Consider the following 23262-nt stretch of genomic DNA (forward strand, 5'->3'; position numbering starts at 1 on the left):
ACGTCGGGCGGCCGGGTTGTGGTGAGCTTGCCGGGTGACCGACGAGGTGACCATCGCCCCGGCCGGTGTCGCGGACGCCGGCGAGATCCTCACCCTGCAGCGCGCCGCCTATCTGGTGGAGGCGCAGCGCTACGGGGACCCGTTCCTGCCCCCGCTGACCGAGACGCTGGACGAGGTCCGCGCCGCCATCGCCGGCCCGACCATCGTGCTGGCCGCCCGGCTCGGCACCCGCGTCGTCGGCTCGGTACGCGCCCGGGTCGACGGCGACACCGCCCACGTGGGCCGGCTCGCCGTGGCCCCGGACCTGCAGGGCCGGGGCGTCGGCGGGCGCCTGCTCGCGGCGATCGAGGCGGCCTGCGCCGGTCGGGTGGCCCGGTTCGCGCTGTTCACCGGCGCGCAGAGCGCGGCGAACCTCGGCCTGTACGACCGGCGCGGCTACCGGGTGGTGGCACACCGGCCGGACGAGAACGGCAACCGCCTGGCGGTGCTGGAGAAGACCCCCGACCCGACCCGGGGCCAGCCCGGGGACGCGCCGGCCTGATCGACTCGGGATGCGGCGGGTCGGGGTGTCCCGGCCGGCGGTGGGGCCGGCCCGCCGCGGGGCGAGTTGACCAATCCCGCGCCCGCGCCGCTGGTCGGCACATTCCCCGGAAGCGACATGTCGCTGAGACATGAATATGGCTGAGAGACATGTCCCTCTGACGTGCGTTGCCGCGGGGTCAGCGGCACCGAGGGTGAGGAAGCCGCGGCCCGCACCCGTCGCGGCCAGGCGGGCCGAGCGGCATGGCGGTCAGCCCTGCTCGCAGCGGCGCTTGAGCCCGTCGGCCTCCTGCCGCAGGTAGCCCCGGATGGTCCGGCCGCCGATCAGCCCGATCAGCCAGGCGAGCGGGCCGGTCTGCGTCATCACCAGCTCGGCGCGGACCCGACCGTCGGGCAGCGCTACCACCCGGTGCTCGCCCCGGCTGTGCACGCCCGGACTGTCGGACTCCCAGGCGAAGACGTGCGGCGCGTCGATCTCGGTGACCCGCCAGACCGCGGGACGCAGCCGGGGCTGCTCCAGCCGGGCGGCGGAGCCGAGGGTGAACGGCCCGGGCTCCAGCCGGCGCGCGGCGGTCACCGTGGGGGTCCACTCCGGCCAGCGCTCCACATCGGTCTGCACCGCCCACACCCGGTCGACGTCGGCGTTGATCTCGACGGACTCGACGAACCGCATCCGCGCTCCCTCCCCTGAACTCCAGGGTCAGGCTACGCCCGGGATCGGCGCCCGGCGATCCCGCGTCGCGGGTCAGGCGGCCTCGCGGAGATCGGCCAGGCCGACCGGGGCGTGCCGGCGGAGCAGCTCCTCCAGCTCGGCCACGGAGCCGACCTCGCCGATGACGTTGGCGCCGCCGCCGTGCTCGGCGCGGTAGCGGTGCACCAGCCGGTAGCGGTACCGCCCCCGGACCAGCTGCACGCTGACCCGCCAGCGTCCGCAACACCCGCAGATCCACTCCGGCACGCCGCGAACGGTAGCGCTGAGCTGCGGTTTCACTATCCGGGCGGGCGGGACGAACGGGTCGGTGCGGGGACACGCCGCCCGGCACCGCCGGTGATCTGCCTCACGACCGTCGGTGGCGTCTGATTGACTGGTCGCCGTGGACCTGCCGATCAACCCGCCGGTCGAGCCGATGCTGGCCAAGAGCGTGCCCCAGCTGCCCACCGCGCCCGGCATGACGTACGAGCCGAAGTGGGACGGCTTCCGCTGCATCATCTTCCGGGACGGGGACGAGGTCGAGCTGGCCAGCCGGGGCGGCAAGACGATGACCCGCTACTTCCCGGAGGTCGTCGCGCAGGCGCTCCGCCAGCTCCCCGAGCGGTGCGCGGTCGACGGCGAGCTGATCGTGATCCGCCGCGACGGCCCGGGCGGGCAGCCCCGGCTCGACTTCGAGCTGCTCGCCCAGCGCATCCACCCGGCCGCCTCGCGGGTGAAGCTGCTCGCCGAGACCACCCCGGCCGACTTCGTGGCCTTCGACCTGCTCGCCCTCGACGACGAGCCGCTGATCGACCGGCCCTACCCGGAGCGGCGGGCCGCGCTGGAGAAGGCGCTGGCCAAGGTCCGCCCGCCGGTGCACGTCACCCAGATCACCACCGACCCGGAGACGGCCCGGCGCTGGTTCGACGTCTTCGAGGGCGCCGGGCTGGACGGCCTCATCGTCAAGCCGGCCGACCTGCCGTACGAGCCGGGCAAGCGGCTCATGTTCAAGGTCAAGCACGCCCGCACCGCCGACGCGGTGGTGGCCGGCTTCCGCTGGCACAAGTCCGGCCCGGTGGTCGGCTCGCTGCTGCTCGGCCTCTACGACGACGCCGGCGTGCTGCACCACATCGGGGTCAGCTCCTCGTTCACCGCGGCCCGGCGCAAGGAGCTGCTGGACGAGTTGGCGCCGTACCGGGACGCCGGCGGCGACCACCCGTGGGTGCACGGCGACCACGAGCGCGGGCAGCGCATCCCCGGCGGGGTGAGCCGGTGGACCGGCACGAAGAACCTCGAGTGGGAGCCGCTGCGCCCCGAGCTGGTGGCCGAGGTCGGCTACGACGCGATGGAGGGCGACCGGCTGCGGCACACCGCCCAGTTCGTCCGCTGGCGCCCCGACCGCGATCCCCGCTCCTGCACCTACGACCAGCTTGAGCGCCCGATCCGCTACGACGTGGACCAGGTGCTGCGCGGGGACCCGGCGGCGACGGCCGGCGGTGGGGGCGGCCGGGCGTAGCCTGGCCGTCGACACGATCATGGAAGGCTCCCACGTGACCCGCTTCTCCGACCGGATCCGCCGGATCCGACCGGCCCTGGCCGGGTTCGCCGCGGCGGTGCTGCTCACCGCCGGGTGCACCCTGCCGGTGATCGCCCCGCGCGTCGAGGGCCAGGGCGAGGCCGCTCCGCCGGGCACCGCCCCGACCTGGCGGGCCTGCCCGGAGGTCCCCGACGAACTGGTGGGCCGGGGCGCGCAGGGCATGCGCTACGAGTGCGCCCGGATCGCCGTACCCCGGAACTGGGGCAACGGCGCGGCGACCGGCGCGACCGCCGGGCCGGGCACCGGCGAGACCTTCGAGATCGCGCTGATCCGGATCCGGTCGGAGCGCCAGCACGACCGGATCGGCTCGCTCGTGGTCAACCCCGGCGGGCCCGGCGCCTCCGGCGTGGACACCGCCGTCTACCTCTCGTACGGCTCCGGGTTCGGCGGGCTGCCGGCCGCGGTGACCGACCGGTTCGACATCGTCGGCTTCGACCCGCGCGGGGTGGCCCGGTCCAGCCCGGTGAAGTGCATCCCCGACGCCGACCTGGACGCCAGCTTCGGCTACGACCCCGACCCGCAGAGCCAGGCGTCGTTCGACGGCTTCGCCGACCTCAACGGGCGGATCGGGCGGCGGTGCGGCGACAGGTACGGCGACCAGCTCCCGCTCTACGGCACCGAGCAGGCGGCCCGGGACATGGACGCGGTCCGCGCGGCGGTGGGCGACGAGAAGCTGACCTACCTCGGCTACTCGTACGGCACCCTGCTCGGCGCCACCTACGCCCAGCTCTACCCGCAACGGGTCCGGGCGCTGGTGCTCGACGGCGCGGTGGACCCGCAGCAGAAGCTGATCGCCGGGTCGGAGAGCCAGGCGAAGGGCTTCGAGCGGGCGTTCGACAACTTCGCCCGCTGGTGCGGCGCGAACGCCGGCCGGTGCCCGATCGCGCCGGACGCCCGGGGCGCGGTCACCTCCGCCATCGACAAGGCCCGGGTCTCCCCGGTACGCGGCCGGGACGGCCGGGAGGCCACCGCCGGCTGGGTCTTCTACGCGGTGATCTCCTCCCTCTACACCGAGACGGGTTGGCAGGAGCTGGCCCGGGCGATCGACTCGTTGCAGGGCGGCGACCCGACCGGAGTGTTCAAGCTCGCCGACGCGTACGCGGGCCGGGAGGAGAACGGGCACTACTCGAACCTGTTCGACGCCAACATGGCGGTGAACTGCGCCGACGAGACGGAGAAGCCGTCGATCCCGCAGATTCGCCAGCTCCAGTCGCAGTGGCGCGCGAAGTACCCGCTCTTCGGTCCGGCCCTGGCGGTCGGGATGCTCGGCTGCGTGCAGTGGCCGGGCGGGCGCGACCCGTACCCGACCGGCAAGGCGGCGGGCGCGCCACCGATCCTGGTCGTCGGCACCACCGGCGACCCGGCAACGCCGTACGAGCAGACCGCCGCGCTCGCCTCGATGCTGGGCGTCGGGCAGGTGCTCACCTGGGAGGGCGAGGGGCACACGGCGTACCCGCAGACCGCCTGCGTGACGAACGCGGTCGACGCGTACCTGATCTCGCTCACCGTCCCCCGGGCGGGGTTGCGCTGCCCCGCCCGGTGACGGTGCGCGGGCCGGTCAGCCGGCCGGCGGGCCCGCGATCGAGGACGGGCCACGGTGGACGGTGCGCGAGACCCTGCACTGGTGGTGGGCGCTGCGTACCTGGCTGGAGCGCTGACCGGGCGGTCTCACCGCCCCCGTCGGCGGCGGCGCCGCGCGGACCGCTCCCAGAGCGGATCGTCGCTGCCCGGCCCGTGCGCCGGTGGGCGGGGCTCCGGCTCGGGCACCTCGATGCCCTGCCGGGCCGCCATCTCCTCCAGCAGCGCCCGCAGCCGGCGTACGTCGGCCTTCAACTCCTCCTGCTCGTCGTGCTCGAAGGCGTCGTCGTCGACGATGAGCCGGCTGGCGAAGTGCGCGGTGATGAGCGGGATCACCAGCAGCACCATGGTGGAGATGAGCAGCGCGGCGAGGAACCGGCCCGCGACGGTGGTCGGCGAGATGTCGCCGTAGCCGACCGTGGAGGCGGTCACCACCGCCCACCAGACGGAGTCGGCGGCGCTCTTGTGCTCGGCGTGGCTGTAGAGGACGCCCGCCACCACGATCATCAGCAGGTACGACACGATCAGGGTCCGCGGCGAGTTGGCGAACCACACCAGGCCCCGGTAGATCAACCGGAACGGCAGCAGCAGGGCGTCCATGGCGACATGCTGCCCGGTGCCGGCAAGCGCCGCCCGTACATCGCCCGTGGCCACTGTGTCAGGCTGCCGGCATGACCGACGTGATCTTCCGGGAGGCGGTCCGCGCGGACCTGCCGGCCGTCATCGCCCTGCTCGCCGACGACGTGCTGGGCAAGGCGCGCGACTTCACCGCGGTGGACGAGGCGTACGAGAAGGCGTTCGCCGACATCACCGCCGACCCGCGCAACCACCTGGTGGTCGCCGATCGCGGCGGCGAGCTGGTCGGCTGCATGCAGATCACCTACATCCCGGGGCTGGGCCGGCACGGCGCCGAGCGGTCCCTGATCGAGGCGGTGCGGGTCCGTTCGGACCTGCGCGGGCAGGGGCTGGGCCGGGAGATGATGACCTGGGCGATCGACCGCGCCCGCGAGCGGGGTTGCGCCCTGGTGCAGCTCACCACCGACAAGTCCCGCACCGACGCGCACCGCTTCTATCACCACCTCGGCTTCGTGGCCAGTCACGAGGGGATGAAGCTGGCGTTGTGACGGACCGCTCCCCCACGCCGGGGAGCCGGTTCCCCGGCGGGCGGGAGGGCGGCACCGGGTCGCCGGGGAAGGCTGGACGGACAGCCGAGGAGGAACGTCATGTCCGTCACCACCCTGCCCACCGGCCGGCCCGCCCCCGCCTGGGCGGAACGCGTCGCCCACCTGATCCCGCTGGTCGTGCTCCCGTCCGGTCTATGGCGGATCGCCCTGGTCGCCGGGGTCCCGATCGGCGCCTCGGCGCACGGGGTGCCGGTCCACCTCGGGGTCGGCGAGAGCGTCTACATCGTCGCACTGAGCCTCGTGTCGGAGGCGCTGGCACTGCTCGCCTTCGGCCTGGTCCGCCCCTGGGGCGAGGTGCTCCCCCGATGGCTGCCGCTGCTCGGTGCGCGCCGGGTGCCGCCGCTGTTCGCGGTCACCGTCGCCACCGCCGGCGCCGTCGCGCTCACCCTGATCTGGGGGTACGCGGCGTGGGGCGTCGTCGTCGACGGCAACGACCTGGATTTCTCGCCCGCCGGCTTCGCCCTGCTGGTGGCCTGTTACCTCCCCCTCCTGCTCTGGGGTCCGCTCCTGCTCGCCCTGACGGTCGCCTACCACCACCGCCGCCGCCCACCCGCATGATCGGCGGGGTGGGCGGCGGGACGGTCAGGCGTCGACCAGGCGGCCGTCGCGGAGGGTGAGGGTACGGTCGGCCATCTCGATCAGGGCCGGGTCGTGGGTGGCCACCAGGGCCGTCATCCCCTTCGCGTGCACCACGGCCCGGAGCAGGTCCATGATGGCGCGGCCGGTCTCCGAGTCCAGCTGGCCGGTCGGCTCGTCGGCGATGAGCAGGTCCGGCTCGTTCGCCAGCGCCCGGGCCACGGCGACCCGCTGCTGCTGCCCGCCGGAGAGCTCGTACGGCCGTTGCGCCGCGTGGCCGCCCAGCCCGACCAGTTCCAGCAGCACGGCGACCCGCTGCTCCCGCTCCGCGGCCGGCACCTTGGCCAGCCGCAGCGGCACCCCGACGTTCTCCGCGGCCGACAGGATCGGCACCAGGCCGAAGGTCTGGAAGACGAAGCCCACGGTCCCCCGGCGCAGCGCCAGCAGCTCCCGCTCGCTGGCCGCGGTCACCTCGTGCCCGGCCACCCGGATCCGGCCGGAGTCCGGCCGGTCCAGCCCGCCGACCAGGTTCAGCAGGGTGGTCTTGCCGGCGCCGGAGCGGCCCCGGACGGCGACCAGCTCGCCCCGACCGGCGGAGAGGGAGACGTCCCGCACCGCGTGCACGGCGTGCTCGCCCCGGCCGAAGGTACGGCTCACCCCCTCCACCCGGAGCACCTCGTCGGTGGTGGCCACCGCGACCGGCGCCATGACGGACCGCTCGGTCATCGCTCACTCTCCTCGGCGTGCGCCCGGTCGCCGGGCCGCACCTCGACGTGGTCGGGTTCCAGGTTGAGCCGGACCCGGTCGCGCAGCGACAGGGCGTCCACGAAGGGCGCCGGCAGCTGCATCCGGCCGGTGCGGTCCAGCACCGCGTACTCCTCGGAGACCAGCTCGGTGCTCCCGTCGGCGGCGACGCGCGCGGTCCGGCGTACCTCCGAGGAGGTCCGGCCGTCGCGGATGGCGACGGTCCGGCGGACCTGACCGGCGACGGCGTGGTCGTGGGTGACCACCACGATGGTGACGCCCAGCTCGGCGTTGATGGTCCGCAGCGCGGCGAAGACCTCGGCCCCGGTCGCCTCGTCCAGCTCGCCGGTCGGCTCGTCGGCGAAGAGCACCTCCGGGTCGTTGGCCACCGCCACGGCGACCGCGCAGCGCTGCTGCTCGCCGCCGCTCATCTGGCCGGGCTTCCGGTTCGCGCAGTAGCCGACGCCGACCAGGTCGAGCAGCTCGCGGGCCCGGGCCCGGCGGGCCCGGCGGGACCGCCCGCCGGCCAGCTTCATCGGCAGCTCCACGTTCTCCAGCGCGGTCAGGTACGGCAGCAGGTTCCGGCCGGTCTGCTGCCAGACGAAACCGACCACCTGGCGCCGGTAGGCGAGCCGCCGCCGGCTCGACAGGGCCAGCAGGTCGTACTCGGCGACCCGGGCGATGCCGGCGGTCGGTGTGTCCAGCCCGGAGAGGATGTTGAGCAGGGTCGACTTGCCGGACCCGGAGGCCCCGACGATCGCCACCAGTTCGCCCCGGTCGATGACCAGGTCGAGGCCCTGGAGGGCGACCACCTCCACCCCTTCGGTCTTGAAGATACGCACCAGGCCGTCGCAGACGATGTGCCCGCGCAACCGGTCCCGGCCGCCGGCCCGTTCCGCCGCGCGCTGCGCGGCGCGCTGCTGCAGGGCGGCCAGGTCCGGCACGGCGGAAACTGGCTGTCCGGGGTCGGAGCGCGGCGCCAGACGCGCCGAACCCGGATGGCCATAGGCGGTCCCTGTCATCTCAGCTCTCCTCTCCGAGCCGGAGCACCTCGCCGAGGCGCATCCGGCGGTTGTTCAGGGCCTCGACGGCGACCGCGAAGCCGAGGGCCAGCACGGCGAGGCCCAGCACGCCGGCCACCAGACCGGGTTCGAAACGCACCGGCACCGCCACCCCGCCGGTGAAGGCGGGCAGGCCGAGCACCGGGGTGAGCAGAGCCGGCAGCAGCGCGCCGACCACCGCGCCGGTGAGCACCGAGGCCAGCACCAGCGGGGCCAGCTCGACCAGCAGCAGCCCCCGCCACTGGCCGCGGGACAGGCCCATGGTGCGCAGCCGGGAGAGCACCTGTCCCCGGCTGCGCGCCTCGGCGAGCACCGCGAACGCGAGCGCCAGCAGGCCCAGCACACCGCCGCCGGCCGCGCCGATGGCGAAGCCGAACACCAGCAGCCCGTTCACCCCGCTGCCGCCGAGGTCGGCGCGGACCGCCGCGCGGGTGAGCACCTCCGGCTGGCGGGGCCGGTCCACGCCGGTGAAACCGCCCGACCGCTGGTACCGGCGCTGTCCCTTCTCGACCACCGTGGCCACACCGGCTGGGTCCACCCCGTCGCCGGCCAGCACGAAACCGGTGGGGGCGAGCGGGTGCGGGGCGTCCGCCGGCTGCTCCGGCCAGGGCAGCACCACGAACCGGGACACGTTCCCGTCGACCAGCGGGAACTGGTCGACCGTGCCGGCCGTCCGCACCGGCAGCCGGTTGCCCTGCACGTCCAGCCAGGCGGGCCGGCGGCCGTCCCGGTCGGCCAGCCCGACGTCGGCGAACTCCTCGGCGAGCGCCGGGGAGACCAGCGCCGGCAGCGGCGTACCGGGGTCACCGGTGGCGCGCAGCGCGTCGGGGACGCTGACCGGCACGCCGGCCGCGCGGGCGACCTCGGCGAACCGGGCGCCGTCGACCAGCAGGATCCGGGTCTCCCCGACGCCGCCGAAGTGGCCGGCCTCGTCGGCGTACGGGCGTTCGCCGGGCACGACCAGCAGCGGGGCGACCGCCCGCACCCCGGGCAGCGCGGCCAGCTCTCCGGTGGTGTCCGGGGCGAACCGTTCGCCCTTCACCAGGACGTCGCCGGGGACGGCGCGGGCCGCGGCCCGGTCCCGGCCGGTCTCGATGCCGGCGGCCACCACTCCGCAGAACGCGGCGGTGGCGATGGCGAGCACCACCACGACCAGCGGGCCGGTGGTCGACGCCCGGCCGGCGCGAGCGGTGCCGAGGAACGCCACGCTGCCCCGGGCCCGGGCGGCGGCCCGGCTGAGCAGCCGCACCGGCCACGGGTACGCGCGCAGCGCGAGCAGCGCCGCGGCGACCGCCAGCAGCACCGGCACCGACACCAGCAGCGGGTCCACCGTGCCGTCGAGGGTGAGCCCTCGCCGCCGCAGCAGGAACGCCCCGAGCACGGCCACCCCGAGCACGGTCACCTCGACGGTCAGCCGGACCGCGGTGGCCCGGGCGTGGGTCAGGTCCGCCCGCCCGCCGTCACCCCGGCCGGCGGTGAGCGCGGTGACCGGCGGCAGCAGGGTGACCAGCACCGCGGCGAGCACCACCCAGCGCGGGTCGGCCTCGTCCCCGGGCAGCAGCCCGCCGAGCAGCCAGCCGGCGGCGGCCGCCAGGGGCAGCACCAGCACCGACTCGGTGAGGCCGCGGCGCAGCACCGCGCCGGTGGAGCCGCCCCGGGCGCGCAGCAGCCGGTACTCGGCCCGGCGGCGGCGCGCCGCGAGCCGGGCGGCGAGCAGGGTCAGGCCGGCCAGGGTCGCGAGCAGCCCGGCGGCGATGACGGCGAGCAGCGTACGGGCGGCGGCGAGCGACTCGGCGAAGCGCCGCAGCGGGATGTCGACGCCCTGGTTGAAGGACAGCCCCGCCGGGCGGGACCGGTCCATCACGGCCAGGCCGTCCACCATGGCCGTCAACCGGTCGGGGTCGACCCGCTCCGGGGAGACCCGGTAGCGCCACGAGAAGCCGACCGGCCACCCGACGGACGCCATCGCCGTGAAGCCGGGCGAGGTCGTCACCCCGACCAGCAGGTACGGCTTGCCGTCCCCCTCGGGTTCGGTGAGCCGCAGCAGGCTGGGCAGCTCGTCCCAGATCCCGTCGTGCGGGTCGGCCGGCTTGAACACCCCGACCAGGACAAGTTTCCGGGTGACCAGCGGGTTGTTGTTCTGGTCCAGGATGGCGATCCGGAACCGGCTGCCGACGTGCAGTCCGAGCGGACCGGCGACGGTGTCGGCGAGCGCGAACTCCACCGACTTGTCCGCGGTGACCCCCGCCTGCGGCCACCGGCCCTCGACCAGCGTGGCCGCGTCCTGGATGCCGGCCATGACCCGCAGGCTGAGGTCCAGCAGCCCCTGCTCCGGACGGACGTCGCCGCCGCTGAGCCGGCCGAAGGCGGTACGTGCGGTGTACCAGCGTTCGCCCACCGCGTCCCGGACGGCCGGCGGCATCCGCTCCTCAAGGGAGTTCAGCTCACCGGCGCGGACCGTGGCCGCGTTGCCGCTGATCCCGCGCAACGGCGAATCCGGGGCCGCGTACGTGAGGTCCCGGCGCGCCACCGGCTGGCTCGCCATGTACTCGCGCAGCCCCTGCCCGGTGAGGCGGTCGGCCACCCGCGGCACGCCGGTGATCAGCAGCGCGGTGACCAGGGTCAGGACGGCGAGGAGCAGGAAGTGCCCCCCGTACGCCCGGACCCGCCGCAGAGCCGCGAAGAGGCTCATCGTTCTCCCCCGATCCGGAGCTGCACGGCGGCCACCCGCTGCCGGAGGCCGGTGGTTATGACGGCGCTGAACAGCAGGGCGACCGCCAGCAACCCGAGCGCGGTCGCCCCGACCGGTGTCCAGGGCAGGATGAAGGCCGCCTCGGGCACCGGGCGGCCGGCGGCCTGGGTGAGGATCACCAGCGGCACCATGGTGGCCGCGACCCCCGCGCCGACCAGCAGGCCGACGCCGACCCCGATGCCGGCGAGGAAGGACTGCTCGGCCAGGAGGGCCCGGGCCAGCAGGCGCGGCGTGGCCCCCTGGGTGTGCAGCACCGCGAACTCCATCGTCCGGTGCCGGGCCGTGGCCCACACGTCGACGGCCAGGCCGACGAGGGCGAGCAGCACCGAGCCGAGGGCGGCGGCGAGCAGGCCGGTCCGGGCACCGCGCCAGTACGGGTCCCGGGCGGCTTCCGCCGCGACCTGGCGCCGGTCGAGCAGGGTGGTGCCGGGCAGGTCGGCGAGGGCGGCCGCCGCGGCGGTGTGCCCGGCGGCGTCGGTACGCAGCCACCATTCGGCCATCGTCCGAACGGTGCCCTGCTGGCGCAGCAGGAGGTTGGTGGCGGCGGGCAGGTCCAGCAGCACGCCGTCGCCGGCGGTGCTGGGCACGGCCTTCACCTGGCCGACCACCTTCACCGGCAGCGTCACCCCGGACAGTGAGAGCGGCACCGTGTCGCCGGTGTGCAGGCTCAACGCCGCCGCGACACCGGGTGTGACCAGGGCCGCCACCCACGGGTCCTCGCCGGCGGGCACCACGGCGAACCGGGCGGCGGGCTGCCGGGCGAACTCGAGCAGTCCGGCCGGTAGCGCGACGTTCAGCGTGCCGTCGACCACACCCCCGGTCATCGTGGCGCTGTCCTTCGGCCCCTCGCTGTCGGTGACCCGCCAGGGGCCCTCGAACGGCAGCGGCAGCGCGGCACCGGCGGCGTCGGTGAGTCGGAGCCCGTCGATCCGCAGCCGGTAGCTGTCACCGAGGGCAACCCCACCGTCGGCCTCGAATCCGGCCAGCCGCAGCGGGCCGCCACCCGTCGCGGGCAGCGGCACCGAGAACGACACCGGCCGGCCGGCCCCGCCGCCGGTCGCCAGCGGCAGCCGCCAGGCGGTACCCCCGTCGGCGGTGAGCAGCGCGGATACCGCCACCTGCGGGGAGGAGAACGACTTCCGGACCGGGGTGCGGACGGTGCCGGAGAGGGTGTGCGCACCGGCCGGAAGGAGGACGCCGGCAGCCGTGGGCCGCGCCCTGGCCAGCCGGTCGAGCAGCGCGGCCGTGGACGCTCCGCCCTCGGCGTCGTCGAGCCGGAACAGGCCGCCCGCGGCCGCCGCGTCCAGGCTCACGACGGTGGCCGGCCGGGCCTCCCGGCCGAGCCGGACCTCGTCCCGCCAGGCTGGCAGCGCCCGGTCCACCCCGGCTGCCGCGGCCAACTGGGCCGCGCGGTCGGCGGGGGCGACGCCGTTGCGCTCGGTCAGGCGCAGGTCGGCGCCGACGGTGTGCCGCGCCTGGTCCCGCTGTGACCGTTCCCAGGAGGCGACCAGCGACCAGGCGAGGGTGCTGGCGCCGACGGCGAGGGCGAGCAGCAGCACCGGGCCGGCGTGCGGCCGCCGGCCGGCCTGCCACATGCCGAACATGGTCGCGGTCCATGGACGCCGGTCCACGAACCGTTCCGCGAACCGGGTCGTCGGGGGCAGCAGCCGCAGCGCGAGGACGGCCCCGGCCAGCACGCCGAGGGTGGGCGCGGCGGCGAGCAGTGGGTCGATGCCGAGCTGGCCGCCCGCCCCGGCCAGCGGCGAGGAGTACTGGCGCAGCTGCGTCCAGGCGAGCACCGCGAGGGCGACGAGGGCGAGGTCGACGCTGGCCCGCTGCACCGCCGCGGCCCGGGTGGGGCGGGACCGGGCCGCCATGTCGGCGACGTAGGTGCCGGCCCGACGCAGCGCCGGCAGCACCATGGCGAGCAGGCAGCCGATAGCGGCGGCGACCGCCACCGCCCAGACCCGGGCCAGGCCGCCGCCGGCCAGCCCGAGGTCCGCACCGAGCCGGTGCACGGCCTGCCCGGACAGCGCCGGGGCGAGCAGCAGGGCCGGGGCCACCACCAGGGTCGCCTCCCGTACGGCGAGTCCGGCGATCTGGCCCCGCGCCGCGCCGCGGGCGCGCAGCAGCGCGGTCTGCGCCCGCCGGTCCTCGTTGAGCAGCGCGGCGACCAGCACCAGGGCGTACCCGCCGAGGACCACGATCAGCAGCAGCGGGGTGAGCAGGGCGGACCGGCCGACCAGGTCGGCGCGGCCGAGCCGGTCGGCGAGCCGGTCCAGGTTGCTGACGGCGGTGGCTGAGGAGCCGAGGCCGGTCGCCTCGGGGATCCGCTCGGCGACGGTGGCCAGGGCCGCGTTGACCACGGCGAGCCGGCTCGGCGGGACGGTGGCGAGGTCGGGGGTGACCACCCAGGCCGCCGAGGTCGAGCCGGGAAAAGTGCCGGCGAAGTCGGTCGGGTCCAGGGCGAACGGCCCGTACGAGGTGACCGCCCCGGTTCCCTGGCTGGTCCCCACGCCCGGGGCGAGCCGCCAGTAGGCGTCCCCCGGGTCCCGTGGCCGCCAGGTGCCGGCGAGCACCACCGCGCCGGCCCGCTCGGCGCTGCGGTCGTAGAGCGGGACCCGGTCCCCGACCCGCAGCCGGAGCTGACCGGCGGCCTTCTCCGGCAGGGTGACCTGCAACGGGCTCGCCCCGGGGGTGGGCCACGACCCGGCGGTCAGCTCGGCGTGCGCGGGCAGGTCGGTCAGCGTGGCGAGGTTGGCGAACATCGGGTCGTCGCCGACCCGGGCGGCGCCGAGGTCGCCGGTCAGCTCCCGCCCGGTGCCGTAGCGGGCGGCGGCGACGGTGACCGGCACGCCGTCCAGCCCGTCGGCGAACTGGGCACGGACCGCCCGGTCCCGGTCGGCGTACGCGGCGGCGTCCTTACCGCCGGCGCCGCTGACCAGGAGGCTGCGCTCCTCGGCCGGGGCGGCGTCGAGCACCGCGCGCTGGCCGGCGTCGACAGCCCGGCGGTTGTAGTCGGAGAGCCCGGTGACCAGCCCGACCGCCACCAGGGCCGCGACCGCGGCGGCGAGCAGCAGCCCGCGCGCCTCGACGGCCCGCCTCCACACCAGCTTCATCCGAGGTCCTTCCCTGCCCCGGGCGGGGCGATGCCCCAGGGAGACCACCCGGGGGGCGGGAAAGGTTCGCACGCGTTACGTGATCGTTATCCGACGCCGTGCCGGCGCCCGCCGTCAGGTGCGCGGGCGGTCGCGGTCCTTGGAGGGCTGCACCCGCTTCGGCTCGCCGGGCATCTTCGGGTATTCCGGCGGGTACGGCAGGTCGCCCTGCCCGGCGGCGGCGTCCCGCTCGGCCCACTCCAGCAGCGGGCTGATGTCCCACGGGGAGTCGTCGATGCCGGCGTGCGGGTCGCCGCGCTCGGCCAACCGGGCCGGCACGGTGCGCAGGTCGAAGTCGTCCGGGTCGACCCGGGTCAGCTCGTCCCAGTCGACCGGGGTGGAGACGGTGGCCCGCGCGTTGGCCCGCAACGAGTACGCGCACGCGATGGTCCGGTCCCGGGCCATCTGGTTGAAGTCGACGAAGACCCGGCTGCCGCGCTCCTCCTTCCACCAGGCCGTGGTGACCAGCTCGGGGCGGCGGCGTTCCAGCTCCCGGGCCAGCGCGATGGTGGCCCGGCGCACCTCGACGAACGTCCAGCGGGGGTGGATGCGCAGGTAGACGTGGACCCCTCGGCCGCCGGAGGTCTTCGGCCAGCCGGTCGCGCCCAGCTCGTCGAGGATGACCCGCAGCTCGCCGGCGGCGGTCACCGCGTGGGTGAAGTCGGTGCCGGGCTGCGGGTCCAGGTCGATCCGCAGCTCGTCGGGGCGGTCGACGTCGGCGGCCCGGACCGGCCACGGGTGGAACACCACCGTGCCCATCTGCGCCGCCCAGGCCACGTGCGCCAGGTCGGCCGGACAGAGCTCGGCCGCCTTGCGGCCGCTCGGGAAGGCGATCTCCGCGGTGCGGACCCACGGCGGTACGCCCCGGGCCGGCACCCGCTTCTGGAAGAACATCTCCCCCTCGACGCCCTCCGGGAAGCGCTGCAGGGTGGTGGGCCGGTCCCGCAGCGCGCGCGTGATCCCGTCGCCCACGGAGAGGTAGTAGTGGAAGACGTCCGTCTTGGTGAAGCCGCGCTGCGGGAAGATCACCCGATCGGGGCTGCTGAGCCGCACGGTGTGCCCGGCCACCTCGATCTCCTCGGCCGCGGCTTTGCTGCCAGCCATGGCGCGACCTTATGCGATGCCCCCGACGCCCGGCGTACCGTTGACCGGTGAGTCTTTCCGAGAGCGAACTGCCCCGTACCGAGGACGAGTGGCGGGTCCGGCTGAGCCCCGAGGAGTTCCGGGTGCTCCGCGAGGCCGGTACGGAGCCACCGTGGACCGGCGAGTACGTCGACACCAAGACCCCCGGCGTCTACCACTGCCGGGCCTGTGGCGCGGAACTGTTCCGCAGCGAGGACAAGTTCGACTCGCACTGCGGCTGGCCGAGCTTCGACGACGCCATCCCGGGTGCGGTCAAGGAGATCCCCGACAACACCCTGGGCATGCGGCGTACGGAGATCCGGTGCGCCCGCTGCGACAGCCACCTGGGGCACGTCTTCGAGGGTGAGGGCTTCACCCCGAAGGACACCCGGCACTGCGTGAACTCGATCTCCGTCCGGCTGGAGCCGAAGCAGGGCTGACCGGCGGCCGGTCAGAGGTGCAGGCGGCTGCCCTGCTCGTCGATCGCGTCCGCGCAGTCGTCGTCCAGCCACACCCCGCCGGTGGCCAGGTAGCGGAACCGGTGCTCGCCCGGGGCGAGCCGGACGGTCACCGTCCGGGTGCCGTCCCGGCGGGTCACCAGCTCGTGCCGGCCGGGCTCCCAGTCGTTGAAGGAACCGACCACGCTCACCGTGCCGGGCGGGGTGTCCCGGGGCAGGCAGAAGGTGACCCGGGTCTGGTTGCCGAAGAGCTTGTTGCGCTTGATCACGGGGGTCCTCCGGGGTTCGAGGGCGGTCACCAGGCCTAACGCGCGACACGCCGGGGGCGACTCGCCGTCGAGCCGGACCAGGTTCGCCGGTTTCGGTTGCCCCGGGGTGTCCGCTCCCCGACCCTGGGATGACGGGTCCGTTTTCGGGGGGTTTCGTATGGCAACCTGTGAGGTCTGCGGCAACGACTACTGGATGGCGTTCGAGGTGCGCACGGTCAGCGGCGACACGCACACCTTCGACTCCTTCGAGTGCGCCATCAACCGGATGGCACCGATCTGCGAGCACTGCCAGACGAAGATCGTCGGCCATGGCGTCGAGGTCTCCGGCCGCTTCTTCTGCTGCGCGCACTGCGCCCGGGCGGTCGACGGCGCCCAGGGGGCCGAGATCCGCGACGCGGTCGGGGCCCGCCCGGCCTGAGGCCGCCACGGGAGGCGACCACCCCGGCGGACCGCGGGTCACGCCCGGGGCGGCACCGCGCTGAGGAGCGACATGTCGCTGGGACATGTTCATGTCGCAGAGACATGTCCGTCTCAGGGAGACGACCGGGGAACCGACCTCACCCTGCGTGACGGCGGCCGGTCGGCGAGAGCTGGCCGGCAGCCGCCGTCGTTCCAGGATGCCAGCCGCGCCGGCCGGCCGTCGGGCCGCCACCTAATCTGGCCGGATGCCGATCGAAGCGCACGTCGCCACCTTCGCCGAGCTGGACGCCCGCACCTTCCACGACCTGCTCCGGCTGCGCATCGACGTGTTCGTCGTCGAGCAGGCCTGCCCGTACCCCGAGCTGGACGGCCGGGACACCGAGACCGGCACCCGGCACCTGTGGCTGACCCGGGACGGCGCGGTGCTCGCGTACCTGCGGATCCTGGCCGACCCGGACGGGGTGGCCCGGATCGGCCGGGTGGTGGTCGCGCCGGCGGCCCGCGGCGCCGGCCTGGCCGGCCGGCTGATGACCGAGGCCCTGGCCCTGGTCGGCGACCGGCCGTGCGTGCTGGAGGCGCAGACCCACCTGGTCGGCTTCTACGCCGGCCACGGCTTCGCGGTCAGCGGCCCCGGATACGTCGAGGACGGCATCCCGCACACGCCGATGCGCCGGTCGGCGGGGCCGCCGGCCTGACGAGACATTGACGGATACCGCTTTCCTGTGGCAGCGTGCCAGGCGGAGCCGTCGCGCGAGCCAGCGAGTGGGAGGGGCAACTCCCGCACCGTCCGGGCGTCATCCGACATCCTCATCCCGGAGGCTCAGATGTCCACCCCGCACCGCCGCCGCGCCCTGGTCGCGGCGGCCCTGCTCGCCGTCGGCACCCTCGTCGCGGCGCTGCTCAACGTCACCCTGGCCGGTCCGGCCTCGGCGCACGGATCGGTGGTCGACCCGGCGTCCCGCAACTACGGCTGCTGGCAGCGCTGGGGCGATGACTTCCAGAACCCGGCCATGGCCACCGAGGACCCGATGTGCTGGCAGGCCTGGCAGGCCGACCCGAACGCCATGTGGAACTGGAACGGCCTGTTCCGCGAGGGCGTCGCCGGCAACCACCAGGCCGCCATCCCGGACGGCCAGCTGTGCAGCGCCGGGCACACCCAGTCCGGGCGCTACAACGCCCTCGACACCGTCGGCGCCTGGAAGACCGCGGCGGTGACCAGCAACTTCCGGATCAAGCTGTACGACCAGGCCAGCCACGGCGCGGACTACATCCGGGTGTACGTGACCAAGCAGGGCTTCGACGCGCTGACCACCCCGCTGCGCTGGAGCGACCTGGAACTGGTCGGCCAGATCGGCAACACCCCGGCCAGCCAGTGGACGCCCGAGACGCAGGGCGTGTCGATCCAGGTGCCGGCGAGCGCGCCGGGCCGCAGCGGTCGGCACATCGTCTACACCATCTGGCAGGCCAGCCACCTGGACCAGTCGTACTACCTGTGCAGCGACGTCGACTTCGGTGGCGGCTCCACCACGCCGCCCACCACCACGCCGCCCACCACGGCGCCGCCGACCACCGCCCCGCCCACCACGCCGCCGCCGACCACGCCGAACCCGGCCGGGGCCTGCACGGCGACCTACAAGATCATCGGCCAGTGGGGCGGCGGCTTCCAGGCCGAGGTGCAGGTGACCAACGGCGGCTCGCCGATCCGCGGCTGGTCGGTGAGCTGGAACTACGCCAACGGCCAACAGGTCACCTCGGCGTGGAACGCCACGGTCAGCACCAGCGGGACCCTGGTGACCGCCCGCAACGTCGCCTACAACGGCTCGCTCGCGCCCGGTGCCAGCACCTCGTTCGGCTTCACCGGCTCGTCCGGCGCGACGAACCCGGTGCCCGGCATCGTGTCCTGCACGACAACCGCCTGACACCGCGTCCATTCCCCGGGGCCCTGCTCGACACTGTGGGTGTTAAGCAGGGCCCCCGCCTCTACCGCAGGCGTTAAGAAGGGGCCCTTCCTTTCAGACCAGGCAGGTGACGATGTCGGCGATCGAGCGGCGGCGGCCGGTGTAGAAGGGGATCTCCTCGCGGACGTGCCGGCGGGCCCGGGCGGCCCGCAGGTCCCGCATCAGGTCGACGATCCGGTGCAGCTCGTCGGCCTCGAAGGCGAGCATCCACTCGAAGTCGCCGAGGGCGAACGAGGCCACCGTGTTGGCCCGCACGTCGGGGTAGCCCCGGGCCATCTTCCCGTGCTCGGCCAGCATCTCGCGCCGCTCGGCGTCCGGCAGCAGGTACCACTCGTACGAGCGGACGAACGGGTAGACGCAGAGGTAGTTGCGGGCCTCCTCGCCGGCCAGGAACGCCGGGATGTGGCTCTTGTTGAACTCGGCCGGCCGGTGCAGCGCCATCTGCGACCAGACCGGGGTGAGCGCCCGACCCAGCGTGGTCCGGCGGAACCGCAGGTAGGCGTCCTGCAGCGCGTCGCTGGAGGAGGAGTGCCACCAGATCATCAGGTCGGCGTCGGCGCGCAGCCCGGCGACGTCGTACGTGCCCCGGATCGTGACGTCCTTGCCGGCCAGCTCCGTGAAGAGGGACTCGACCTCGTCGACGACGTTCTCGCGCAGCGACGGGAGCGGGCTGGTGGCCCGGTACACCGACCACATGGTGTAACGGATGCTCTCGTTGAGCTCCCGCAGCCGCGCCGCGTTGGTCTGCTCGGTCATGCTGCCGATCCTCCCAGTGCCGTGATGATCTCTTCGGCCGCCGTCTCGCCGGAGCGGACGCAGACCGGGATGCCCACGCCGTCGTAGCCGGCCCCGGCCAGGGCCAGCGTGGGGTGGGCGGTACGCAGGGTCGCCCGGACCGCCGCCACCCGGGCGAGGTGGCCCGGGGTGTACTGCGGCAGGGCCCCGCCCCACCGCTGCACGTGCCCGGCGACCGGGGTGGGCAGTGCGGCGCCCAGCGCCTTCGACAGCTCCCGGTGCACGGTGGCGAGCAGGTCGTCGTCGGTGAGCTGGAGGGAGGTCTCGTCGCCGTACCGGCCGACCGACGCGCGGACCAGGGCCAGCCCGTCGGGGCGGCGCAGGTGCCCCCACTTGGTGGTGAAGAAGGTGGACGCCTTGATCAGCAGCCCCTCGGTGGCCGGCACCAGGAAGCCGGACAGCCCCGGCAGCTCCGGCTCGGGCAGGGCCATGGTGATCAGGGCGACGCTGGCGTAGTCCAGGCCGCCGACGGTGTCGGCCACCTCCGGCGCCGGACCGGCGAGCAGCCGGGCCGCCGGGCGTGCCGGCACCGCGAGCAGGACCGCGTCGACCTCGACGTGCTCGGGTTCGCGGGTCGGGCCGACGGTGAGCCGCCAGCCCGCCGGGGTGCGGTGCAGTTCGCGGACCGCGGCGTCCCGCCGGACCGCCGCGCCGCTGGTCCGCGCCGCCGCCTCGACCAGCGTGCTCAGTCCGCCGTCCAGGGTGCCGAAGACGGGCGCGCCGGTGGCGCGGGGGGCGGCGGCCTGCGCGGCGCGGACCGCGCCGACCAGGGTGTGCTCGCTCCGGGCCGCGCGGGCCAGCGCCGGCATGGTGGTGACCAGGGAGAGGTCGTCGGCCCGGCCGGCGTAGACGCCGCCGAGCATCGGGTCGACCAGCCGCTCCACCACCTGGTCGCCGAGGCGGGCCCGGACCAGCCGGCCGACCGAGGTGTCGTCGTCCGGGCCGAGCAGCGGCCGGCCGTCGTCGGTGTCGGCGTCCGCGGCCGGCTCCGCCACCGCCGCCACCTTCGCCAGATCCCCGGGTACGCCGACCAGGGTGCCGCCGGGGACCGGGCGCAGCCCGCCGTCGACCAGCAGCGCGGCCTGCCCGACCGTCGGGTGCACGATCCGCTCGGCCAGGCCGACCCGGCGGACCAGGGACACCGCGGCCGACTCCGCGCCGTTCGGGCCGCGCATCAGGAACGACTCGGCGCCGAACTCGACCGGGCCACCGGCCAGCTCGCCGGTGAGCAGCTTGCCGCCGAGCCGGCCGGACTGCTCGTACACGGTGATCTCGGTGCCCGCGGGCGCGCGGTCGCGCAACCGGACGGCGGCGGCCAGCCCGGTGATCCCACCACCGACGATCGCTACCCGCCACGGTCGCGCCATGATCAGCTCCTTGGGTCGGCCGGCCGCGCGCTGAGCTCGTGCACCAGCGCGACCACCCGGGTCAGCACATCGGGGTCGGTCTCCGGCAGCACGCCGTGACCGAGGTTGAACACGTGACCGGGGGCGGCCCGCCCCTGGTCGAGGATCCGGCGCACCTCGGCCTCCACCACCGGCCAGGGGGCGAGCAGCACGCAGGGGTCGAGGTTGCCCTGCACGGCCTTGTCCGGGCCGATCCGGCGGGTGGCCACGTCCAGCGGGGTACGCCAGTCCACGCCGACGACGTCGGCGCCGGCCTCGCCCATCGCGCCGAGCAGCTCGGCGGTGCCCACGCCGAAGTGGATCCGGGGCACGCCCGGCGACCGCTCCGGCTCGGCGCGGCTGTCGCCGCGCGGCGACCCGGAGCGGTCGTCGGCCAGGCCGGCGAGCACGTGCGCCGAGTGCGGCAGCACGTACCGGCGGTAGTCGGCCTCGGAGAGCGCCCCCGCCCACGAGTCGAAGAGCTGCACCGCGGAGACCCCGGCGTCGATCTGCACCCGCAGGAAGGCGAGCGTCACCTCGGCCAGCCGGCCGCAGAGCGCGTGCCACAGGTCCGGGTCGCCGTACATCAGCGCCTTGGTCTTCGCGTGGGTGCGCGACGGCCCGCCCTCGACCAGGTAGCTGGCCAGGGTGAACGGGGCGCCGGCGAAGCCGATCAGCGGGGTGGCGCCCAGCTCGGCGACGAGCTGCCGGACCGCCTCGTCCACGTAGGACACGTCGTCGCGGCTGATCGGGCGGATCCGCTCGACGTCCTCGGCGGTACGCACCGGCTCGGCGACCACCGGGCCGGTGCCAGCCACGATGTCCAGGTCGACGCCGGCGGCGGCCACCGGGACCACGATGTCGCTGAACAGGATCGCGGCGTCGACGCCGTGCCGGCGCACCGGCTGGAGGGTGATCTCGGTGACCAGCTCGGGTCGGCGGCACGACTCCAGCATCGGCACGTTGGCCCGGATCTCCCGGTATTCCGGCAGCGACCGGCCGGCCTGGCGCATGAACCAGACCGGCGTGTGCGGGCCCGGCTCGCGCCGGCAGGCGCGGACGAAGGGCGAGTCGGCCGGCCCGCCGCGGCGGGCGTCTCCGTCTCGGGCGGCAGTGCCCGTGGTGTCGGTGGTCATCGCGGCAATCGTGCCACGCGCCCGAGGGGCGCTCGCACTCACCGTCACCTTTTGTGACGTGAAACGAAGGGCCCCGGTCGACAGCCGGCACCGCTGTCACATGATCGTGATCGGGCCCCGGCGCGCCGTCACCCGGTGCGGGCGGGCGGCGGCATAGGCTGCCGGCATGGCCCCCCCGATCGCGCTCCCGGAAACCTTCGCTCGCGCGGTCGCGGGGCTGCGCTCGGCGACCTGCCGGCCCGAGATCGTGCTGGAGGAGGTCGGCGCGCCGCAGCGGCTGGCCCCGTACGCGTTCGCGCTCTCCGCCGCGGTCCTACGGGACGACGACGAGGTGGCCACCGGGCGGCTGATCCTGCTGCACGACCCGGCCGGGCACGAGGCCTGGCAGGGCACCCTCCGGCTGGTCACCTACGTGACCGCCGAGCTGGAGGTGGACCTGGCCAGCGACCCGCTGCTGCCCGGGGTGGGCTGGACCTGGCTGACCGACGCGCTGGACGCGCAGCACGCCCGGTACCGGGCGATCGGCGGCACGGTCACCCAGACCCTCTCCACCCGGTTCGGCGAGCTGGCCGGGCCGCCCGCGGCCGGGGACATCGAGATCCGTGCCTCGTGGACCCCGCTCGGGGTCGACCTGGCACCGCACCTGCTCGGCTGGTGCACCCTGCTCGCCTCGACGGCCGGCCTGCCCCCACCCGGCGTGACCGCCCTGCCCACCCGCCGCCCCGCCGGCGCCGCCTGACCCCTACCCGCCCGGCCTGGGCCCGCCCGGCCTGGGCCCCGCCCGGCCCGCCCCCGCCCGGCGCGGGCGGTTTGCGGGGAACCGCTGTCTCCAGGTGCTCTGCGGCAGCAGTCTGCGGCAAACCGCGCGGGGACGGCGGGCGCCAGCCGGACGGGAAGACGCCGACGGGCCGCCCCGGGAAGCGGGGCGGCCCGTGCCGGGTCGGTGCTCAGAGGTAGTTGTCGGCCTCGTCGCAGACCTTGTCCATGCCCTTGCTGGCCGCGTCGAAGCCGGCCTTGTCGCCGCGCGACGCCGCCCGCAGGGCGGTGGTCAGCTTGTCCAGGCAGCTGGCGATGACCTTCTTCTGCCGGGCCTGCTCGTCCCGGTCGTTCTTGGTGCCGGTCAGGTCCTGCTGGGTGTCGGACAGCTTGTCCTGGACCGACTGGAGGTCGGCCTTGAGCTTGTCGATCTCCTGCTGGTTGGCCGTGATGGTGCCGCTCTGCTGGCTGACCTGCTTCTCGGCCTTGTCCAGCTTGCCGTTGGTGCTGACGTAGAGGCCCGTCATCACGCCGCCGAGGATGAAGAGCAGGCCGGCGACGACGGCGAGGATCAGGGTGGTGCGCCCCTTGCCGGCGCCCGCCGCCGGTGCCCCGTACGGCGGCACCGGACCGGGCGGGCCCGACATCGGCTGGGGGCCGAACCCGGGGCCGGACACCGGCGGGGCGGACATCGGCGGGGCCGACAGCGGCTGCGGGTAGCCGGGCGCGGAGACCGGGGCGGTGCCGGGGCTGGAGACCGGGGCGGCGCCCGGCGCGTACTGGCCCGGGGCCGGAGCGGCGCCCGGGGCGTACTGGCCCGGGGATGGAGCGGTGGCCGGTGGGTACTGGCCGGGAACCGGCGGCGTGGCCTGCGGCACGGTGGGCTGCGGCATGGTCGGCTCCGGCTGGGCCGGCCCGTACTGCTGGGGTGCCGGCTGGCCGCCCCCGTACGGGCTGCCGTACACGGTGCCGCCCGGCGGCTGGGGCGGGTACCCGCCCGCGCCGGTCGGTGGCTGGGACATGTCTTCCTCCAGGTGTGCTGGTCCCCCACGGGGTGGCCCCGGAGGGGGCCGGGGTCTACG

Annotated in this window: 23 protein-coding genes; 10 read left to right on the top strand and 13 right to left on the bottom strand. The window is 75.2% G+C overall.

The genetic code is table 11. The features are described 5' to 3' along the window. Window positions 1-34 precede the first annotated feature (34 nt). The gene (locus EFE23_RS00930; RefSeq protein WP_123238936.1) at window positions 35-541 is read left to right on the top strand and encodes a GNAT family N-acetyltransferase; all 507 of its coding nucleotides are present in this window, start codon (window positions 35-37) and stop codon (window positions 539-541) included. A 249-nt stretch (window positions 542-790) separates the two neighbouring features. On the opposite strand, the gene EFE23_RS00935 is transcribed toward EFE23_RS00930, so the two are convergent. Both EFE23_RS00935 and EFE23_RS00940 read right to left on the bottom strand, forming a co-directional pair. Next, window positions 791-1213: an SRPBCC family protein gene (locus EFE23_RS00935; protein ID WP_123238937.1), complete on the bottom strand. Its 423-nt coding sequence runs from the start codon at window positions 1211-1213 to the stop codon at window positions 791-793. A gap of 72 nt (window positions 1214-1285) precedes the next feature. Next, window positions 1286-1498 carry a hypothetical protein gene (locus EFE23_RS00940; RefSeq protein ID WP_123238938.1) on the bottom strand — a complete coding sequence of 71 codons (213 nt, stop codon included), beginning with the start codon at window positions 1496-1498 and terminating at the stop codon, window positions 1286-1288. A gap of 136 nt (window positions 1499-1634) precedes the next feature. On the opposite strand from EFE23_RS00940, the gene EFE23_RS00945 reads away from it, so the two are divergent. Further along, on the top strand, window positions 1635-2747 hold the full coding sequence (locus tag EFE23_RS00945; protein WP_123238939.1) for an ATP-dependent DNA ligase: 1113 nt from the start codon (window positions 1635-1637) through the stop codon (window positions 2745-2747). A 19-nt stretch (window positions 2748-2766) separates the two neighbouring features. Continuing rightward, window positions 2767-4371 carry an alpha/beta hydrolase gene (locus tag EFE23_RS00950; protein ID WP_123239046.1) on the top strand — a complete coding sequence of 535 codons (1605 nt, stop codon included), beginning with the start codon at window positions 2767-2769 and terminating at the stop codon, window positions 4369-4371. 125 nt (window positions 4372-4496) lie between these two features. On the opposite strand, the gene EFE23_RS00955 is transcribed toward EFE23_RS00950, so the two are convergent. Next, window positions 4497-5060: a potassium channel family protein gene (locus tag EFE23_RS00955; RefSeq protein ID WP_233600806.1), complete on the bottom strand. Its 564-nt coding sequence runs from the start codon at window positions 5058-5060 to the stop codon at window positions 4497-4499. Window positions 5061-5077: 17 nt separating this feature from the next. Between EFE23_RS00955 and EFE23_RS00960 the strand changes: the two genes are divergently transcribed. Both EFE23_RS00960 and EFE23_RS00965 read left to right on the top strand, forming a co-directional pair. After that, entirely contained in the window at window positions 5078-5530 is a 453-nt protein-coding gene (locus EFE23_RS00960) for a GNAT family N-acetyltransferase (RefSeq protein WP_123238941.1), read from the top strand. 99 nt (window positions 5531-5629) lie between these two features. Then, window positions 5630-6148: a hypothetical protein gene (locus EFE23_RS00965; RefSeq protein WP_123238942.1), complete on the top strand. Its 519-nt coding sequence runs from the start codon at window positions 5630-5632 to the stop codon at window positions 6146-6148. Window positions 6149-6172: 24 nt separating this feature from the next. Here EFE23_RS00965 and EFE23_RS00970 read toward each other — a convergent pair whose 3' ends face one another. The 5 genes from EFE23_RS00970 to ligD all read right to left on the bottom strand — a co-directional run bounded on the left by EFE23_RS00970 (window position 6173) and on the right by ligD (window position 14985). Continuing rightward, window positions 6173-6892: an ABC transporter ATP-binding protein gene (locus EFE23_RS00970; protein WP_123238943.1), complete on the bottom strand. Its 720-nt coding sequence runs from the start codon at window positions 6890-6892 to the stop codon at window positions 6173-6175. Further along, a complete protein-coding gene (locus tag EFE23_RS00975; protein ID WP_123238944.1) occupies window positions 6889-7932 on the bottom strand; it encodes an ABC transporter ATP-binding protein in 1044 nt (347 codons plus the stop codon). Before EFE23_RS00975 ends, EFE23_RS00970 begins: the two co-directional genes overlap by 4 nt. A 1-nt stretch (window position 7933) precedes the next feature. Continuing rightward, complete coding sequence (locus tag EFE23_RS00980; protein WP_123238945.1) at window positions 7934-10663, bottom strand: FtsX-like permease family protein; 2730 nt, start codon at window positions 10661-10663, stop codon at window positions 7934-7936. Beyond that, a complete protein-coding gene (locus EFE23_RS00985) occupies window positions 10660-13842 on the bottom strand; it encodes an ABC transporter permease (protein ID WP_123238946.1) in 3183 nt (1060 codons plus the stop codon). Before EFE23_RS00985 ends, EFE23_RS00980 begins: the two co-directional genes overlap by 4 nt. 114 nt (window positions 13843-13956) lie before the next feature. Then, complete coding sequence (gene ligD, locus EFE23_RS00990) at window positions 13957-14985, bottom strand: non-homologous end-joining DNA ligase (protein WP_123238947.1); 1029 nt, start codon at window positions 14983-14985, stop codon at window positions 13957-13959. A 47-nt stretch (window positions 14986-15032) separates the two neighbouring features. Between ligD and msrB the strand changes: the two genes are divergently transcribed. Beyond that, on the top strand, window positions 15033-15443 hold the full coding sequence (gene msrB / locus EFE23_RS00995) for a peptide-methionine (R)-S-oxide reductase MsrB (protein ID WP_123238948.1): 411 nt from the start codon (window positions 15033-15035) through the stop codon (window positions 15441-15443). A gap of 11 nt (window positions 15444-15454) precedes the next feature. Here msrB and EFE23_RS01000 read toward each other — a convergent pair whose 3' ends face one another. Continuing rightward, window positions 15455-15730: an isoamylase early set domain-containing protein gene (locus EFE23_RS01000; RefSeq protein ID WP_123238949.1), complete on the bottom strand. Its 276-nt coding sequence runs from the start codon at window positions 15728-15730 to the stop codon at window positions 15455-15457. Window positions 15731-15887: 157 nt separating this feature from the next. Here EFE23_RS01000 and EFE23_RS01005 point away from each other — a divergent pair, with 157 nt between their 5' ends. The 3 genes from EFE23_RS01005 to EFE23_RS01015 all read left to right on the top strand — a co-directional run bounded on the left by EFE23_RS01005 (window position 15888) and on the right by EFE23_RS01015 (window position 18069). After that, window positions 15888-16148, top strand: coding sequence for a metallothionein (locus EFE23_RS01005; protein ID WP_123238950.1), 261 nt, complete (start codon window positions 15888-15890; stop codon window positions 16146-16148). Window positions 16149-16395: 247 nt separating this feature from the next. Then, the gene (locus EFE23_RS01010) at window positions 16396-16845 is read left to right on the top strand and encodes a GNAT family N-acetyltransferase (protein ID WP_123238951.1); all 450 of its coding nucleotides are present in this window, start codon (window positions 16396-16398) and stop codon (window positions 16843-16845) included. A 129-nt stretch (window positions 16846-16974) separates the two neighbouring features. Next, window positions 16975-18069, top strand: a complete 1095-nt coding sequence (locus tag EFE23_RS01015) for a lytic polysaccharide monooxygenase auxiliary activity family 9 protein (RefSeq protein ID WP_123238952.1) — start codon at window positions 16975-16977, stop codon at window positions 18067-18069. 93 nt (window positions 18070-18162) lie between these two features. Here EFE23_RS01015 and hemQ read toward each other — a convergent pair whose 3' ends face one another. From hemQ to hemE, 3 genes are read right to left on the bottom strand one after another with little or no spacing between them, the layout of a single operon-like run. Continuing rightward, entirely contained in the window at window positions 18163-18864 is a 702-nt protein-coding gene (hemQ, locus tag EFE23_RS01020) for a hydrogen peroxide-dependent heme synthase (RefSeq protein WP_123238953.1), read from the bottom strand. After that, window positions 18861-20270, bottom strand: coding sequence for a protoporphyrinogen oxidase (hemG, locus tag EFE23_RS01025; RefSeq protein ID WP_123238954.1), 1410 nt, complete (start codon window positions 20268-20270; stop codon window positions 18861-18863). The genes hemQ and hemG overlap by 4 nt, the downstream gene beginning before the upstream one ends. 2 nt (window positions 20271-20272) lie before the next feature. After that, window positions 20273-21424: a uroporphyrinogen decarboxylase gene (gene hemE, locus EFE23_RS01030; RefSeq protein WP_123238955.1), complete on the bottom strand. Its 1152-nt coding sequence runs from the start codon at window positions 21422-21424 to the stop codon at window positions 20273-20275. A 166-nt stretch (window positions 21425-21590) separates the two neighbouring features. On the opposite strand from hemE, the gene EFE23_RS01035 reads away from it, so the two are divergent. Continuing rightward, the gene (locus EFE23_RS01035; protein ID WP_123238956.1) at window positions 21591-22163 is read left to right on the top strand and encodes a DUF3000 domain-containing protein; all 573 of its coding nucleotides are present in this window, start codon (window positions 21591-21593) and stop codon (window positions 22161-22163) included. A 208-nt stretch (window positions 22164-22371) separates the two neighbouring features. On the opposite strand, the gene EFE23_RS01040 is transcribed toward EFE23_RS01035, so the two are convergent. After that, entirely contained in the window at window positions 22372-23202 is an 831-nt protein-coding gene (locus tag EFE23_RS01040) for a hypothetical protein (protein ID WP_123238957.1), read from the bottom strand. Between the last annotated feature and the right edge of the window lie 60 nt (window positions 23203-23262).

The organism is Micromonospora solifontis (genome assembly GCF_003725545.1).
Taxonomy (GTDB): Bacteria; Actinomycetota; Actinomycetes; order Mycobacteriales; family Micromonosporaceae; genus Micromonospora; species Micromonospora solifontis.